Annotated in this window: 17 protein-coding genes; 11 read left to right on the top strand and 6 right to left on the bottom strand. The window is 60.8% G+C overall.

The window, feature by feature from the left end:
* Window positions 1–32: 32 nt before the first annotated feature.
* The 3 genes from EJD88_RS22245 to EJD88_RS22235 form a co-directional block, all read right to left on the bottom strand.
* Window positions 33–962, bottom strand: a complete 930-nt coding sequence (locus EJD88_RS22245; RefSeq protein ID WP_158879048.1) for a phasin family protein — start codon at window positions 960–962, stop codon at window positions 33–35.
* Window positions 963–974: 12 nt separating this feature from the next.
* Window positions 975–1,397 carry a phasin family protein gene (locus tag EJD88_RS22240; RefSeq protein WP_099583819.1) on the bottom strand — a complete coding sequence of 141 codons (423 nt, stop codon included), beginning with the start codon at window positions 1,395–1,397 and terminating at the stop codon, window positions 975–977.
* Window positions 1,398–1,501: 104 nt separating this feature from the next.
* Window positions 1,502–1,777: a polyhydroxyalkanoic acid system family protein gene (locus tag EJD88_RS22235; RefSeq protein WP_099583821.1), complete on the bottom strand. Its 276-nt coding sequence runs from the start codon at window positions 1,775–1,777 to the stop codon at window positions 1,502–1,504.
* 144 nt (window positions 1,778–1,921) lie between these two features.
* Between EJD88_RS22235 and ubiE the strand changes: the two genes are divergently transcribed.
* The 11 genes from ubiE to EJD88_RS22180 all read left to right on the top strand — a co-directional run bounded on the left by ubiE (window position 1,922) and on the right by EJD88_RS22180 (window position 11,959).
* Window positions 1,922–2,692 (top strand): bifunctional demethylmenaquinone methyltransferase/2-methoxy-6-polyprenyl-1,4-benzoquinol methylase UbiE, encoded by a 771-nt coding sequence (gene ubiE / locus EJD88_RS22230; protein ID WP_003171186.1) that lies wholly within the window; start codon window positions 1,922–1,924, stop codon window positions 2,690–2,692.
* Window positions 2,692–3,315 (top strand): SCP2 domain-containing protein, encoded by a 624-nt coding sequence (locus tag EJD88_RS22225; protein ID WP_099583823.1) that lies wholly within the window; start codon window positions 2,692–2,694, stop codon window positions 3,313–3,315. Before ubiE ends, EJD88_RS22225 begins: the two co-directional genes overlap by 1 nt.
* On the top strand, window positions 3,312–4,916 hold the full coding sequence (ubiB, locus tag EJD88_RS22220; RefSeq protein ID WP_158879047.1) for a ubiquinone biosynthesis regulatory protein kinase UbiB: 1,605 nt from the start codon (window positions 3,312–3,314) through the stop codon (window positions 4,914–4,916). The genes EJD88_RS22225 and ubiB overlap by 4 nt, the downstream gene beginning before the upstream one ends.
* Before the next feature lie 41 nt (window positions 4,917–4,957).
* Window positions 4,958–5,350 carry a phosphoribosyl-AMP cyclohydrolase gene (gene hisI, locus EJD88_RS22215; RefSeq protein WP_012721796.1) on the top strand — a complete coding sequence of 131 codons (393 nt, stop codon included), beginning with the start codon at window positions 4,958–4,960 and terminating at the stop codon, window positions 5,348–5,350.
* 2 nt (window positions 5,351–5,352) lie between these two features.
* Window positions 5,353–5,685, top strand: a complete 333-nt coding sequence (locus EJD88_RS22210) for a phosphoribosyl-ATP diphosphatase (RefSeq protein WP_003209299.1) — start codon at window positions 5,353–5,355, stop codon at window positions 5,683–5,685.
* Between the two features lie 26 nt (window positions 5,686–5,711).
* On the top strand, window positions 5,712–5,990 hold the full coding sequence (locus tag EJD88_RS22205; protein WP_017738835.1) for a twin-arginine translocase TatA/TatE family subunit: 279 nt from the start codon (window positions 5,712–5,714) through the stop codon (window positions 5,988–5,990).
* Between the two features lie 10 nt (window positions 5,991–6,000).
* Window positions 6,001–6,411 carry a Sec-independent protein translocase protein TatB gene (gene tatB, locus EJD88_RS22200; protein WP_158879046.1) on the top strand — a complete coding sequence of 137 codons (411 nt, stop codon included), beginning with the start codon at window positions 6,001–6,003 and terminating at the stop codon, window positions 6,409–6,411.
* Window positions 6,408–7,199: a twin-arginine translocase subunit TatC gene (gene tatC, locus EJD88_RS22195; protein ID WP_049710428.1), complete on the top strand. Its 792-nt coding sequence runs from the start codon at window positions 6,408–6,410 to the stop codon at window positions 7,197–7,199. The genes tatB and tatC overlap by 4 nt, the downstream gene beginning before the upstream one ends.
* Window positions 7,196–7,903, top strand: coding sequence for a 16S rRNA (uracil(1498)-N(3))-methyltransferase (locus EJD88_RS22190; RefSeq protein WP_099583827.1), 708 nt, complete (start codon window positions 7,196–7,198; stop codon window positions 7,901–7,903). The genes tatC and EJD88_RS22190 overlap by 4 nt, the downstream gene beginning before the upstream one ends.
* Window positions 7,904–8,032: 129 nt before the next feature.
* Entirely contained in the window at window positions 8,033–9,949 is a 1,917-nt protein-coding gene (locus EJD88_RS22185; protein ID WP_158879045.1) for a methyl-accepting chemotaxis protein, read from the top strand.
* Between the two features lie 153 nt (window positions 9,950–10,102).
* Complete coding sequence (locus tag EJD88_RS22180) at window positions 10,103–11,959, top strand: methyl-accepting chemotaxis protein (RefSeq protein ID WP_158879044.1); 1,857 nt, start codon at window positions 10,103–10,105, stop codon at window positions 11,957–11,959.
* Window positions 11,960–12,021: 62 nt separating this feature from the next.
* Here EJD88_RS22180 and EJD88_RS22175 read toward each other — a convergent pair whose 3' ends face one another.
* The 3 genes from EJD88_RS22175 to EJD88_RS22165 form a co-directional block, all read right to left on the bottom strand.
* Entirely contained in the window at window positions 12,022–12,756 is a 735-nt protein-coding gene (locus EJD88_RS22175; protein ID WP_158879043.1) for an amino acid ABC transporter ATP-binding protein, read from the bottom strand.
* Window positions 12,749–13,708, bottom strand: a complete 960-nt coding sequence (locus tag EJD88_RS22170; RefSeq protein ID WP_158879042.1) for an amino acid ABC transporter permease — start codon at window positions 13,706–13,708, stop codon at window positions 12,749–12,751. The genes EJD88_RS22175 and EJD88_RS22170 overlap by 8 nt, the downstream gene beginning before the upstream one ends.
* Window positions 13,709–13,854: 146 nt before the next feature.
* Window positions 13,855–14,652, bottom strand: a complete 798-nt coding sequence (locus tag EJD88_RS22165; protein ID WP_034109369.1) for a transporter substrate-binding domain-containing protein — start codon at window positions 14,650–14,652, stop codon at window positions 13,855–13,857.
* Between the last annotated feature and the right edge of the window lie 146 nt (window positions 14,653–14,798).

The following is a 14,798-nucleotide window of genomic DNA, read 5'->3' as shown; positions in this document are numbered from 1 at the left end:
TTTGCAGGCCGGGCATTTTTGTCCCGAAAGGATCAGGACTGACTGGATGGCGTCGGGATTGCCGGCGTTGCAGTCGGGGCGGCAGCAGGCGCTGGCGCGGACACCGAGTTGGCTGTCGAAGCGGTTGGCGCTGGCGTTGCAGGCTTGGCGGCTACGGCCGGCTTTGGCGCTGCTGTTTTTTTCGCGACTGCTGGCTTCTTCGCGGCCGCTGGCTTCTTCGCAGCTGCTGGTTTTGCAGCAGGCTTGGCCACCGCCGGTTTGGCAGCAGCTGGTTTAGAGGCTGGCTTGGCGGCTGCGGTTTTAGCAGCTGGCTTGGCTGCCGGTTTGGCGACGGCCTTCACTGCAGGTTTAGCCGCAGGCTTGGCAGCGGCTTTGGCAGCCACTGGTTTGGCTTTGGCGGCTGGCTTGGCAGCGGCCTTAGCCGGCGCCTTGGCCGCAGGTTTTGCAACTGGCTTGGCGGCGGCTTTTACCAGAGGCTTGGCGGCAGTTTTAGCGGCGGGTTTGGCAGCAGCCGTTTTAGCGACTGGCTTGGCAGCCGGCTTAGCCGCAGCGGCTTTAGCCGGGGCGACTTTGGCACCGGTGAGTTTTTCGATTTGCTTGGTCAGGGTATCGACCTTGCTATGCAGCGTTTTGAGCTCGGCCTTGCTCGGCACACCCAGTCGCGAAATGGCACTGTTCAGGCGCTTGTCGAAAGTCTCTTCCAACTTGCCCCAAGTGTCAGAAATACTCGACTTGGCAGAACCGGCAGTTGCCTTGGCCGCTTCAACTTTTTTACCAACCGTGGTTTTGGTCAACTTCTCGGCTTTCTCGCCGTCCTTGACCAAAGTCTCGAAGTACTTGCCGCCGTCACTGCTAACCTTCGAGTACACGCCTAAACCAGCAAGCCAGATCTTACGGGAATATTTTTCAACTTCCCCGACCCACGAGCTGCCTTCTTTCTGAGTAGTCTTTTTAACAGCCATCCCGATGTCTCCTTAGTGTTTACGCGCGACACGTTCGAGCAATGCCGTCAGCTCTTCGAGCTTAGCAGAGAGTGTCTCCACGTCATGTTTAGACGCAATGCCGATTCGATTCAAGGCACTGGCTACACGAGTATCAAAAGCTTTTTCAACTTTATCCAGCTGAACTTCTACCAGACCTTTGACGGCAGAGACATTACTCTTTACTTGGTCAATCTGACTGTTGGCGGCATCAAGTTGTTCAACTGCAACTTTTTTGCCTTTGCTTTCAACATGTTGACCGCTCTTTACGAGCTCTTTGAAGTACTCGCCACCCTCACTGCCGACCTTCGCATAAGCACCGAGACCGGCCAGCCAGATCTTGCGGGCGTAGGTTTTAACGTCAGTCAGGACACCGGTCTGAACGTCGATTTTTTTCTTCAGGATAACTTTGGCCATGGTGCACCTCACGCAGATCGGGGGAGAGGAACGGCCCACAGGAGTTGAGGGCCTGGGCACAAAGTAGGCTGGAAAATTAGAATCGGCACCCTAAGAACAATCGGTCAGGCCAGCGCCTTATCCAGGGCTTTCTCGATTTCAGACTTGATCGTGCCGCTCATGGCCGACATCAACAGCCCCAACTCCACATCGATACGCAGCGAATCATCCGCCACTAATACAGTGCCTTTAACCCCGGAACGCTTGAGGTTCAAGGTGTCGCCGGACCACGAAGGCTCCAGGCCATATTGTTCCTTGAGTTTGAGCGCCAACTTCTCGGCCTTTGCCCGTGCGCCTTCTTTACCCAGGGAATGTGCACGCTCAACGGTGATACGGGCCATTGCAATGACTCCTCTTTATAGGGATTTGCCTGCCTTCAATGCGGCAAAAGGTCTCGGTGGGCAGCTATCTTACCTGCAGCCTTGCCAAGACAAAGCAGGCCTTGGGGATTATCATGTCCCGCATTCTCTTTTGGTGACAGCGATATGACTGATCAGCGCAAAGGCAGCGATGCCGAACCCACCACTCACTTCGGCTTCAAGAACGTCCCGGAAAGCCAGAAAGCGGAAAAAGTCGCAGAGGTGTTTCACTCCGTCGCCGCCAAGTACGACCTGATGAACGACGTGCTCTCCGGCGGCATGCACCGCCTGTGGAAGCGTTTCACCATCGAGTTGTCGGGCGTACGCACCGGCAACCGCGTGCTGGACATCGCCGGCGGTACGGGCGACCTGGCGGCCAAGTTCTCCAAGCTCGTCGGCCCGACGGGTCAGGTGGTACTGGCGGACATCAACGGCTCGATGCTCAAGGTTGGCCGTGACCGCCTGCTCGACAAGGGCGTGGCCGGCAATATTGAATTCGTCCAGGCCGACGCTGAAAAGCTGCCGTTCCCCGACAACCATTTCGACTGCGTGACCATCGCCTTCGGCCTGCGCAACGTGACGCACAAGGAAGACGCGATCCGCTCGATGCTGCGCGTCCTCAAGCCCGGTGGCCGCCTGTTGGTGCTGGAGTTCTCCAAGCCGACCAACGCGCTGATGTCCAAGGTCTACGACACCTATTCCTTCGCCTTCATGCCATTGATGGGCAAGCTGATCACCAATGACGCCGAGAGCTACCGCTACCTGGCCGAGTCGATCCGCATGCACCCCGACCAGGAAACCCTGAAGTCGATGATGGTAGAGGCCGGTTTCGACCGCGTGACCTACCACAACATGACCTCGGGCATCGTCGCCCTGCACCGCGGCATCAAGCCCTGATGCTGTTCGCAGGCCTGCTCGCCAGCGTCGAACACGGCCTCAACCGTGTGCTGCGCCTGGACAGTACCGCCCTGGCGCGGCTCGCGCATTTGAATGGCAAGGTGATTGCCGTCGATTGCACCAGCCCCGCCTTGCAGCTGTTTATCCTGCCCAGCGATGAAGGCCTGCTGCTCGCCAGCCAATGGGCCGCCGACGCCGACTGCACCCTGCGTGCGCCGGCATCGAGCCTGTTGCACCTGGCCTTGAGCCGCAACAAGACCGCCATCCTGCACAGCCCTGAAGTGGCGTTGGAAGGCGACAGCGCGGTGCTGATGGACCTGGCCGCCGTGCTGCAAGACCTGGAGCTGGATTGGGAATACGAGCTGTCACGCTGGATCGGCCCCGTGGCCACCCAACTGATCAGCGGGCACCTGCGCAGCCGCACGCGCTGGTACCAGCAAGGGTTCGCCAGCCTCAACCAGAACCTTGCCGAATACCTGAGCGAAGAATCGCGCACCCTGGTCGGAGAACGGGAAGCGCAAGCGCGCTTTCGCGAACTCGACAAGGCCAAAATCGACCTGGAACGCCTTGAGGCCCGCTTCGAGCGCCTGAGCCGTTCCCTTGATCCAAGCGATAACGCATGAAGCTGCTCGCCGTCCGCCGTTTGTTTCGTATCCAGCGCGTCGTAATCCGCTACCGCCTTGATGACCTGCTGTTCGCCCTGCCACTGCCGTGGTTCCTGCTGGCGGTGCGCTATGTGCTTCCGTGGCGCTGGTTCCCGCGCAAGCAACTGGAGCTGAGCCGGGGTGCGCGTCTGCGTCTGGCGCTACAGGACCTGGGGCCGATCTTTATCAAGTTCGGGCAGATCCTCTCGACGCGCCGCGACCTGCTGCCCGAAGACATCGCCGACGAACTGATGCTGTTGCAGGACCGCGTGCCGCCGTTCGACTCCAAGCAATCGATGGCGTTGATCGAAGAACAGCTGGGCAAGAAGATCAGCGACGTCTTTACCCGCTTCGACGTCGAGCCGCTGGCCTCAGCCTCCGTGGCACAAGTCCACGCCGCGCAGCTCAAGACCGGCGAAGAAGTGGTCGTGAAGGTAATTCGCCCCGGTCTCAAGCCGATCATCGGCCAGGACCTGGCATGGCTGTTCATCCTCGCCCGCGCCGCCGAACGTTTCTCTGCCGATGCGCGCCTGCTGCACCCGGTGGACGTGGTCGCCGACTACGAAAAAACCATCTACGACGAACTCGACCTGCTACGCGAAGCCGCCAACGCCAGCCAGCTCAAACGTAACTTCGAAGCCTCGCCGCTGCTGTACGTGCCGCAGGTGTATTGGGACTGGTGCCGCCCCAAGGTGCTGGTGATGGAGCGCATCTACGGCGTGCAGGTCACCGACCTCGCGACCCTGGCCGACCAGCGTACCGACATGAAGATGCTCGCCGAACGCGGCGTGGAGATCTTCTTCACCCAGGTGTTCCGCGACAGCTTCTTCCACGCCGACATGCACCCCGGCAACATCTTTGTCAGCACCGTCAACCCGTGGAGCCCGCAGTATATTGCGATCGACTGCGGCATCGTCGGCAGCCTGACGCCGGAAGACCAGGACTACCTGGCGCGCAACCTGTTCGCCTTCTTCAAGCGTGACTACCGCCGAGTGGCACAGTTGCACATTGATTCGGGTTGGGTTCCGGCGGAAACCAAACTCAACGAGTTCGAAGCCGCTATCCGCACCGTATGCGAACCGATCTTTGAAAAACCGTTGAAGGACATCTCCTTTGGCCAGGTGCTGATGCGCCTGTTCCAGACGGCGCGGCGCTTCAATATGGAAGTGCAGCCGCAGTTGGTCCTGCTGCAAAAAACCTTGCTCAACATCGAAGGCCTGGGCCGTCAGTTGTACCCGGACCTCGACCTGTGGAACACCGCCCAGCCGTTCCTGGAACGCTGGATGCGCGAGCGCATGAGCCCGAAAACCGTGCTGGGCAACCTCCACAGCCAGATGGAGCAACTGCCGCACCTGGCCAACATGACCCGCGACCTGCTGGAACGCATGTCCCAGCCCCACGCCAAGGACCCGGAACCACCATGGCGCAAGCGCAAGGACGACTGGTTCCTGCGCCTGCTCGGCGCGGCGCACCTGGTGGGCGGGGTGATGCTGGCGATTGGCGGGCCGTTGAATCAATTGGGCCACTGGCCAGCGGGGATCATGGTCGCCGTGGGTGTTTATCTGATCGTGCGTCGATAGCCAATCCGGTTATACACTGTCGCAAATTGCCGGAGCCGAACATGAAAGACTGGCTGGACGAGATCAAGTGGGACAGTGACGGCCTGGTGCCGGCCATTGCCCAGGACTACAAGACCGGGCGCGTGCTGATGATGGCCTGGATGAACCGTGAGGCCCTGAGCCTCACCGCCACTGAGCAGCGCGCCATTTACTGGTCACGTTCGCGTGGCAAACTGTGGCGCAAGGGCGAAGAGTCCGGGCACGTGCAGACCCTGCACGAGATGCGCATCGACTGCGACGCCGACGTGGTGATCCTCAAGGTCGAGCAGATTGGCGATATCGCCTGCCACACCGGCCGTCACAGCTGCTTCTACCGCGTATTCGAGAACGGCGAATGGAAGGTTGTAGAGCCGGTGCTCAAAGACCCGCACGCCATTTACTCCGCAGGACACTGATCATGAGCGATACCCTGAACCGCGTGGCCCAGGTGCTGGAAGACCGCAAAGGTGCGGACGCCGACAGCTCCTACGTCGCCAGCCTGTACCACAAGGGCCTGAACAAGATTCTGGAAAAGCTCGGCGAAGAGTCCGTCGAGACGATCATCGCCGCCAAGGACGCACAAATCAGCGGCGACTGCAGCGATGTCATCTATGAGACCGCTGACTTGTGGTTCCATAGCCTGGTCATGCTCGCCCAACTGGGGCAGCATCCACAGGCCGTACTGGATGAACTGGACCGTCGCTTCGGCTTGTCCGGGCATGCCGAAAAGGCCTCGCGCCCGTCCGCTTGAATAACTAAGACTAGAGGATTTGCAGCATGGGCATTTTTGACTGGAAACACTGGATCGTCATTCTGGTGGTCGTGGTACTGGTGTTCGGCACCAAGAAACTCAAGAACCTGGGCACCGACGTGGGCGAGTCGATCAAGGGCTTTCGCAAAGCCATGAACGATGACGAAAAGCCTGCCGACCCAGCCGCCAATCCGGTGCCGCCGGCCCAGCCGGTGCATCCGCAGGCCGCCCAGCCGATCACCGAGCGTCGCACCTTCGACGTGCAGGCTGAGAAAGTCGAAGAGCCGACCCGCAAAGACTCGTGAGCACTGACTAATGTTTGGTATCAGCTTCTCTGAACTGCTGCTCGTCGGCCTCGTGGCCCTGTTGGTACTGGGGCCGGAACGCCTGCCCGGCGCCGCGCGCACGGCCGGCCTGTGGATCGGGCGCCTGAAACGCAGTTTCAACGCGATCAAACAGGAAGTTGAACGGGAAATCGGCGCCGACGAGATCCGCCGGCAACTGCACAACGAGCACATTCTGTCGCTGGAGCAGGAAGCCCGGAAGATTCTGTCCCCCGTCCAGGAACCCGCCAGACCGGCGGAACCCGTGGCCGAGCACAGCATCGCGCCCGCCGTTGAGCCTGCGCCCGCTGCCCCGATTCCGACCGCGCCAACCGAGCCTGCGCCGACGCCTGCCGCGTCGCCCGCGCCCCATGACCCTACATTGCCGCCGCGAGCCCCATGAGCGCTGATAAACCGGAAAACGACCAGCACATGCCGCTGGTCTCGCACCTCACCGAGCTGCGTACCCGCCTGCTGCGTTGCGTAGCGGCCATCTTCATCATCTTTGCCGGGCTGTTCGCCTTTACCCAGCAGATCTACACCTTCGTCTCCACGCCTTTGCGCCAGTACCTGCCGGCCGGCGCGACGATGATCGCCACCGACGTGTCATCGCCGTTCCTCACGCCGCTGAAACTGACGATGATGGTCTCGCTGTTCCTGGCGATCCCGGTGATTCTGCATCAGATCTGGGGCTTTATTGCGCCGGGCCTGTACAAGCACGAAAAACGCATCGCCGTGCCGCTGCTGGTGTCGAGCATTCTGTTGTTCTACACCGGCATGGCGTTCGCCTACTTCCTGGTGTTCCCGTTGATCTTCAAGTTCTTCGCCGCTGCCACTCCGGCCGGCGTGGAGATGATGACCGACATCACCAGCTACCTCGACTTCGTGATGACGCTGTTCTTCGCCTTTGGCGTGGCCTTCGAAATCCCGGTGGCCGTGGTGCTGCTGGTGTGGATCGGCGTGGTCAACGTGGCCTATCTGAAGAAGATCCGCCCGTACGTGATCATCGGCTGCTTCGTGGTCGGCATGATCCTGACGCCGCCGGACATCTTCTCCCAGACCCTGCTGGCCGTGCCGATGTGGATGCTGTTCGAGATCGGCATCCTGTTCAGCGGTTTGATCAGCAAGCGTGGCGAACACCCGGATGACCAACCCGCCGACGACGACCAGCCGCCAGCGACCCAGCCGTGAACCTGCTGCTGCTTGAAGAGGCCGACTTTATCGCGGCCGACCGGGTGATCCTGCGTGATCGACGCCTGGTGCATATGCAGGAAGTCCACCGCGCCGCCGTCGGCGACAGCCTGCGCGTGGGGCGCATCGGCGGGTTGATGGGCGCCGCGCAATTGCTGCGCCTGGAAGCCAGTGAAGCCGAACTGCAAGTGAGCTTCGACCAACCGCCGCCGACCAAACTGCCCCTGACCCTGCTGCTGGCCCTGCCGCGCCCGAAAATGCTGCGCCGGGTGCTGCAAACCGTGGCCGCCATGGGTGTGCCGAAGGTGGTGCTGGTCAACAGCTACCGGGTGGAAAAGAGCTTCTGGCAAACCCCGTTCCTGGAGCCCGAAGCGATTCGCGAGCAACTGATCCTCGGCCTGGAACAGGCGCGGGACACGGTGTTGCCCGAGATCATCATCGAAAAACGCTTCAAGCCGTTCGTCGAAGACCGACTGCCGGCCCTAACCGAAGGCACCCTGGGCCTGATTGGCCATCCCGGTGATTATCCAGCGTGCCCCCGCGGGCTGGATGAGCCGGTGACCCTCGCCATCGGCCCCGAAGGCGGTTGGATTCCCTACGAAGTCGACCTGCTGGCCAAGGCCGGCTTGCAGCCGGTGCAACTCGGCGCCCGGATCCTGCGGGTCGAAACCGCCGTGACGGCCCTCCTCGCCCGCCTGTTCTAAACACACCACACATCCAATGTGGGAGAGGGCTTGCCCCCCTCCCACATTGGTCTGCATCGCTACAGAATCCCGGAACCGTGCCGATAACTCCTGAATAAGTCCAAGCCTTGTTCCACGGGAGTTCGCAGCATGTATCGTTGGTTAGCCGAAAAGCTGGGGAATGTCAGCGTCAAAACCAAACTGGGCGTAGGCTTCGGCCTGGTATTACTGCTCACAGTGATGATCACCCTCACCGGCTGGAAAGGCTTGGGCGATGTGATCAGTCGCGGTGACAAGCTGGGCTTTATCTCCAGCCTCAATGGGTTGACCAAGGACTTGCGTCTCGCACGCCTGGACTATGACATGCGTCGTGGCGAACAAGGCCCGGGCGCGGTCAGCGAGTTACTGAACAAGCTCGACATCGGCCTCAAGACCGCCCGCACGCTGATTGAACAACCCGCCGACACGGCCCTGGTCGATGAACAGTTGGCCGCTGTGGACCAGTACAAGCGCGCTTTCAGCGACATGGTGCAGGCTGGGGCCAACCGCGAAAACGCCCGCAGCAAGCTGGGCGATACCGCGGACAATGCGGTCGTCAAAATCAACGAGATCGAAAAGTCGTTGCTGCAAGGCGACAGCGTCAGCCTGTTCAACAGCGTGGTGGACGTGAGCAAGCTGATCCAGCAGGCGCGCTTCCAGGTGCGCGGCTACACCTACAGCGGCAAGGTCGAAGCCGAGCAGCCGGCACTGGATGCCATCGACAACGCCCTGAAAAAAATCGCCAGCCTCAACGGCCAACTGCCCGAGCAATATTCGACCAACCTGCAACAGGCCAGCGTCTCGCTGCAAGCCTACCGCGCCGCTGTCAGCCAGTACCGTGACTCGCAGGTGGCCAACGCAGCAGCCCTCAAGATCATGACCGCACAAGGCGATCTACTGCTGGGTCACAGCGACAAGCTGACCATTTCCCAAACGGTGGTGCGCGATACCGACGCCGCACAAGCCAAGTACCTTCTGCTGCTGGCTACCGTGCTGGCGTTGATCTTTGGCCTGGTGGCTGCCTGGGCGATCACCCGTCAGATCATCATCCCGTTGGACCAGACCCTCCAGGTCGCCGAGCGCGTTGCCTCCGGCGACCTGAGCCATAACCTGACCTCGTTGCGCCAGGACGAACTCGGCCAGTTGCAACGGGCCATGCAGAGCATGACCGTAGGCCTGCGCGAGTTGATCGGTGGCATCAGCGAAGGCGTGACTCAGATCGCCAGCGCTGCCGAGCAACTGTCGGCCGTCACCGAACAGACCAGCGCCGGGGTCAACAGCCAGAAAGTCGAGACCGACCAGGTGGCCACCGCGATGAACGAGATGGCCGCCACCGTGCAGGAAGTCGCACGCAATGCCGAAGAAGCCTCCGAAGCCGCCGCAGCAGCTGACCAGCAGGCCCGCGAAGGCGACAAGGTGGTCGGTGAAGCCATCGCCCAGATCGAGCGCCTGGCCACTGAGGTTGGCAACTCCACGGTCGCCATGGGCGACCTGAAACGCGAAAGCGACAAGATCGGCAGCGTGCTCGACGTGATCAAGTCCGTGGCCCAGCAAACCAACCTGCTGGCGCTCAACGCGGCGATTGAAGCCGCCCGCGCCGGTGAAGCCGGACGTGGCTTCGCCGTGGTGGCCGATGAAGTGCGCAGCCTGGCCCAGCGCACCCAGAAGTCCACCGAAGAGATCGAAGAGCTGATTGCCGGCCTGCAGAGCGGCACGCAACAGGTCGCGACCATCATGGACAACAGCCGCAACCTCACCGACAGCAGCGTCGAACTGACCCGCCGCGCCGGCAGCGCGCTGGAGAACATCACCCGTACCGTCTCGACCATCCAGGCGATGAATTCCCAGATTGCCACCGCCGCCGAACAGCAAAGCGCCGTGGCGGAAGAAATCAACCGCAGTGTGCTGAACGTGCGCGACGTCTCGGAGCAGACGGCTGCAGCCAGTGAAGAAACCGCCGCGTCGAGCACCGAACTGGCGCGCCTGGGCACCCACCTGCAAGCACTGGTCGGTCGCTTCCGCGTCTGACCCACCTCCCCGCGCGGCGACCTGCCCTGGGTCGCCGCCTGCAATCTGTGAAATTTCCTACACGTTTTTCAGGCCCACCCGACCTTCAAAGTCACTAGCGTTCAAGTGAGTTCATCGAACTACACCCGTTAGCTCGCTTGTCGGAGGTCAATCATGTTTGGTCGAATGACTCACTTGCTGGGTAACGCCAGTGTCACCCTCAAACTGGTCCTGGGTTTCGCCCTGGTACTGGCCCTGAGCCTTGTCATTGCCGTGACCGGCTGGCAAGCATTGGCAGCGTCCCTTTACCGCTCACAAACCTTGACCGTGCTGGCGCAACTGGCGGTGGCTGGCGAAGAACTGCGCGCCGACAGAATCCTCTACCGCACTCTGGACGAGGGCAACAGCCTCAGTCGATTGAGCGCCAGCATGGAGAAAGTCGACGGGACCCTGACGGAGCTGTCCAACCGACTCAAGGTGCCAAAGTCCCTTCAATACTTGCAGGAGATGACGCGGATTTCCGCCACCTTCAAATCCACCCTCAAGGGCGTGCCTGCGCTGGTGGAAAAACGCGAAAATGCCCGCGGACAACTGACGCAGAGCACCACTCGTGCTGGCGATGTCCTGGCACAGCTGACCAGCGACTTGCCTGATCAGGACGATGAAAAAGCCCTGGATGCCGTCGAAAACCTGCGCCAGGCCATGGAGCAGGCCGAAGACCGTGCCAAGAGTCCAGCCTGGGCGTCCAGCTCACTGGACGCGTATGACCAAGCCGTGGTTGACGCTGAGCGAGGCCTTGAACTCGCCCAAGCTGACGTGGCGAAGCTGTCGGTCGACAGCGTGGCGCTCAAAAATGCCGTACTGAGCGTGCGCACCCACCTGACCCGGCTCAAGGACATCCAACTCACGACCGAACGTGCACATAACCAGTTGGAGCAGCAGTTGGATCAGTTGCTCACACAGAGTGATCTTTTGAGCCAGGATCAGACCCAACGACGCGACCGCGAAGCCGAACAAGCGCGCATTCAGACCTTGGGCATCGCTGCGGCCGCCCTGCTCCTCGGCGCCCTGGCCGCCTGGGTGATCGCCGGGCAAATCGTGCACCCGCTGCGCAAGGCGCTGTCGCTGGCCAATCGCATTGCCGAGGGCGATCTGAGCCACGATGTGCAGACACAGCGTCGCGACGAGCTGGGCCAGCTACAACGCAGCATGAGCCAAATGACGCTGAACCTGCGTGGGCTGATCGGCAACATCAGCGACAACGCGCGGCAAATCGCCAGCGCCGCCGAGGAACTCTCCACCGTCACCGAACAGACCCGCGCCGGAGTGAATAACCAGCGCGATGAAACCGAGCAGGTGGCGACGGCCATGAACCAGATGCTGGCCACCGCCCAGGAAGTCGCGCGCCACGCCGAGCAAGCGTCGATCGCCGCCAGCCAGGCCACTCAACAGGCGGAACTGGGCGATCAGGTGGTGATGGATGTCGTGGCGCAAATTGAACACCTGGCCCACGAGATGGCCCGTTCCAGCGAAGCCATGCTGGGCCTGCAACGCGAAAGCCAGAAGATCGGCAGCGTGCTGGATGTGATCAAGTCGGTGTCGCAGCAAACCAACCTGTTGGCGCTCAACGCCGCGATAGAAGCGGCACGGGCCGGTGAAGCCGGCCAAGGCTTCGCGGTGGTCGCCGATGAGGTGCGCAGCCTCGCCCAGCGGACCCAGCAGTCGGCTGAGGAAATCGAAGAGTTGATTGGTGGCTTGCACAGCGGCACGCAACAGGCTGCCGACATCATGGACTACAGCCGAACGCTCACTGACAACAGCGTCGGCCTGACCCGCAACGCCGGGGACGCCCTGACGGAGATCGCCAGAACCGTGGCGCTCATCCAGGAAATGAACCCGCAGATTGCCGCAGCGGCCGAGGAGCAAAGCCTGGTCGCCGAAGAGATCAATCGCAGCGTATTGAAAGTGCGCGACGTCTCGGAACAAACCGCTGCCGCCAGTGAGCAAACGGCGGCAGCGAGTATCGAGTAGGCGCGACTGGGAACGGATCTGCAACAGTGTGTAGGAAGGTTCAAGGTCTGAACGGCGTGTGCCTACAGCACCTGACGCAGGAACGCCTGGGCACGTGGGTCTTTTGGTGCATCAAAGAATTCGGCCGGTGCTGCATCTTCCAGCAACTTGCCATGATCGAAGAACAGCACGCGGTCCGCTACCTCGCGGGCAAAGCCCATCTCGTGGGTGACGCAGACCATGGTCATGCCTTCCAGGGCCAGGGTCTTCATCACGTCCAGCACTTCGCCGACCATTTCCGGGTCCAGGGCCGAGGTGGGTTCGTCGAACAACATCACCTTGGGTTCCATCGCCAACGCCCGGGCAATCGCCACGCGCTGTTGCTGGCCGCCGGAAAGCCGGGATGGGAATTCGTTGGCCTTTTGCGCAATGCCGACCTTTTCCAGCAGGGCCAGGGCCTTGGCTTCACGCTCTTGCTTGCCGCGCCTGCGAACGACTTTTTGCGCCAGGCACAGGTTTTCCAAGACCGTCATGTGGGGGAACAGATTGAAGTGCTGGAACACCATGCCGACTTCACGGCGATAGGCGTTCACGTCGGTTTTCGGATCGGCCAACTGCAGGCCGTCGATGCTCACCGAACCCGAGTCGAACTCCTCCAGGCCATTGAGGCAGCGCAGGAAGGTGGACTTGCCAGAGCCGGACGGGCCGATCACCACCAGCACTTCGCCCTTGGCCACCTGGGTGGTCACGTGGTCCACCGCGCGTACCACATGGCCACGGGTGTCGAAGACTTTTACCAGATCGCGGACTTCAATCACTTTGGGCGAGCCTCCGCTCAAGCCGGCTGGCCATTTTCGACAGCGGCAGGTTGATCAGCAGGTACAGGCCTGCGACGCAGAACAGGATTTCAAACGGCGAGAACGAGGTAGTGATTACCTCACGACCGCTCTTGAGCAGTTCGGTAATGGCGATCACCGAGACCAGCGAGGTGTCTTTCACCAGGCTGATGAATTGCCCTGCCAGGGGCGGCAGTACGCGCTTGAAGGCTTGCGGCAGCACCACATGGCGCATCGACTGGCCGGCACTCAGGCCGAGCGAGCGTGCGGCTTCGTTCTGACCACGGGTGATGGACTGCACACCCGCACGAACGATTTCCGCCACATAGGCGCCGGTGAACAACGAGAGCGCGGCGATCCCGGCAAATTCACGGGACAGGTTAAGCACCGTGCCGATAAAGAAATAGAAAATGAAGATCTGCACCAACAATGGGGTGCCGCGTACCAGTTCGACGTAGATCGTCGACAGATCGCGCAAGGTCGGGTTGTTCGAAAGTCGGCACAAACCGGTAGCAAGGCCAATCGCCAAACCGAGAATCCCGGAGACAACAGACAGCCACAGCGTGGTCCACAAACCCCACATCAGCGGGCCCAGGGCCCAATGACGATTCACACCAATAACATCACCTTCGGCGACATCGTCGCCGCGTGACACTTGCAGACTGTTGTCGGCGACCGTCACTTTCTGCTCGGCGCCTGCGTCGTTGCGCAGGGTCACTTCGGCCGCGTCACCTTTGCGGACCAGGTCAATGACGGTGGAGATATCCGCTGCCCGCTGGGCTTCTTCGGCCTGGTACGCGAAGTATTGCGGCACGCGGTTCCAGCGCCATTCGTAGGACATCAGCGAAGTGGCGTAGTACAAAGCGCCGGCCAGACCGACCAGCACGACCACGGTCAGCAGGTGCCACGGCCATTGGGCTTTTTTCTGTTTCATTTCAGGTTCCGGGTTATGTGTCGCCTGGCAGGCCGTCATCGGGGGCAAGCCCCCTCCCACATTTTGACCGCATTCTCATGTTGGAACTCGGTCACATGTGGGAGCGGGCTTGCTCGCGAAGGGCGCGACTCGGTACTTCGCCGAACTTATTCCATGTCCTTGAGCCACTCGGAGCTCTTGAACCACTTGTCATGGATGCGATCGTAGGTGCCGTCGTTCCTGATCTGGTGCAGGAAGTTGTTGATGAAGTTGATGCTGTCGTAATCGCCTTTCTTCAGGCCAAACGCCAAGGGTTCGAAGGTGAAGGGTTCGTCCAGGAACACCAGCTTGCCGTTGCCGACTTTCTTCTCGGCAACCACGTTGTACGGTGCGTCATACACAAAGGCATCGGCCTTGCCGTTGACCACGTCCAGCACGCCTTCCTGCTCATTGTCATAGCCGTGGTACTTGGCTTTGGAAATCAGCTTCTTGGCGACCATCTCACCGGTAGTGCCCAGCTTGGAGGTCAGGCGGTATTTTTCGTCGTTCAGGTCTTTGTAGGACTTGATGGTGCCTTCCAATTCCTTGCGGATCAGCAGGGTCTGGCCGACCACGATGAAGGGTTCGCTGAAGTTCAGGCGCAGGTTGCGCTCCTGGGTCAGGGTCATCCCGCTGCCGATCATGTCGAACTTGCCGGTGAGGAAGGCCGGGATAATGCCGTCATAGCCAGTGGAAACCAGCTCCAGCTTGACGCCCATGGACTTGGCCATGGCCTTGAGGATGTCGACTTCGAAGCCGATGATTTCACCGCGTTTGTCCGTCATTTCGAACGGCATGTAAGTCGGGTCCATGCCGACTTTCAGCGTGCCACGCTTGACCGCATCATCAATGGCACCGGCCTGGGCCGCATTGGCAGCGACCAGCGCCGTGACGCCAAGCAGCAGCATCGATAGATACTTTTTCATCATCAAGTCCCCAAAACGATTCTTATAAGGTCGGCGCGCAAAACGGCTGCACCATTTCGGGGTGCGATCCTACCCCACTCGTTGCCTGTCACAAAGGTTTCACCAGTAATTGTTATCGGCGTATGTCGGATAAGCCCTACAGGCAG

Source organism: Pseudomonas sp. PB105, assembly GCF_009764655.1.
GTDB lineage: Bacteria > Pseudomonadota > Gammaproteobacteria > Pseudomonadales > Pseudomonadaceae > Aquipseudomonas > Aquipseudomonas cyclaminis.
This window is presented reverse-complemented; position numbering and strand designations above follow the sequence as displayed.

Coding starts and splice junctions, on each gene's coding strand:
- hisI (WP_012721796.1), top strand. CDS start 4,958: ATGAAAGACTGGCTGGACGAGATCAAGTGGGACAGTGACGGCCTGGTG.
- EJD88_RS22180 (WP_158879044.1), top strand. CDS start 10,103: ATGTTTGGTCGAATGACTCACTTGCTGGGTAACGCCAGTGTCACCCTC.
- EJD88_RS22245 (WP_158879048.1), bottom strand. CDS start 962: ATGGCTGTTAAAAAGACTACTCAGAAAGAAGGCAGCTCGTGGGTCGGG.
- EJD88_RS22235 (WP_099583821.1), bottom strand. CDS start 1,777: ATGGCCCGTATCACCGTTGAGCGTGCACATTCCCTGGGTAAAGAAGGC.
- EJD88_RS22225 (WP_099583823.1), top strand. CDS start 2,692: ATGCTGTTCGCAGGCCTGCTCGCCAGCGTCGAACACGGCCTCAACCGT.
- tatC (WP_049710428.1), top strand. CDS start 6,408: ATGAGCGCTGATAAACCGGAAAACGACCAGCACATGCCGCTGGTCTCG.
- ubiB (WP_158879047.1), top strand. CDS start 3,312: ATGAAGCTGCTCGCCGTCCGCCGTTTGTTTCGTATCCAGCGCGTCGTA.
- tatB (WP_158879046.1), top strand. CDS start 6,001: ATGTTTGGTATCAGCTTCTCTGAACTGCTGCTCGTCGGCCTCGTGGCC.
- EJD88_RS22210 (WP_003209299.1), top strand. CDS start 5,353: ATGAGCGATACCCTGAACCGCGTGGCCCAGGTGCTGGAAGACCGCAAA.
- EJD88_RS22240 (WP_099583819.1), bottom strand. CDS start 1,397: ATGGCCAAAGTTATCCTGAAGAAAAAAATCGACGTTCAGACCGGTGTC.
- ubiE (WP_003171186.1), top strand. CDS start 1,922: ATGACTGATCAGCGCAAAGGCAGCGATGCCGAACCCACCACTCACTTC.
- EJD88_RS22205 (WP_017738835.1), top strand. CDS start 5,712: ATGGGCATTTTTGACTGGAAACACTGGATCGTCATTCTGGTGGTCGTG.
- EJD88_RS22165 (WP_034109369.1), bottom strand. CDS start 14,652: ATGAAAAAGTATCTATCGATGCTGCTGCTTGGCGTCACGGCGCTGGTC.
- EJD88_RS22170 (WP_158879042.1), bottom strand. CDS start 13,708: ATGAAACAGAAAAAAGCCCAATGGCCGTGGCACCTGCTGACCGTGGTC.
- EJD88_RS22185 (WP_158879045.1), top strand. CDS start 8,033: ATGTATCGTTGGTTAGCCGAAAAGCTGGGGAATGTCAGCGTCAAAACC.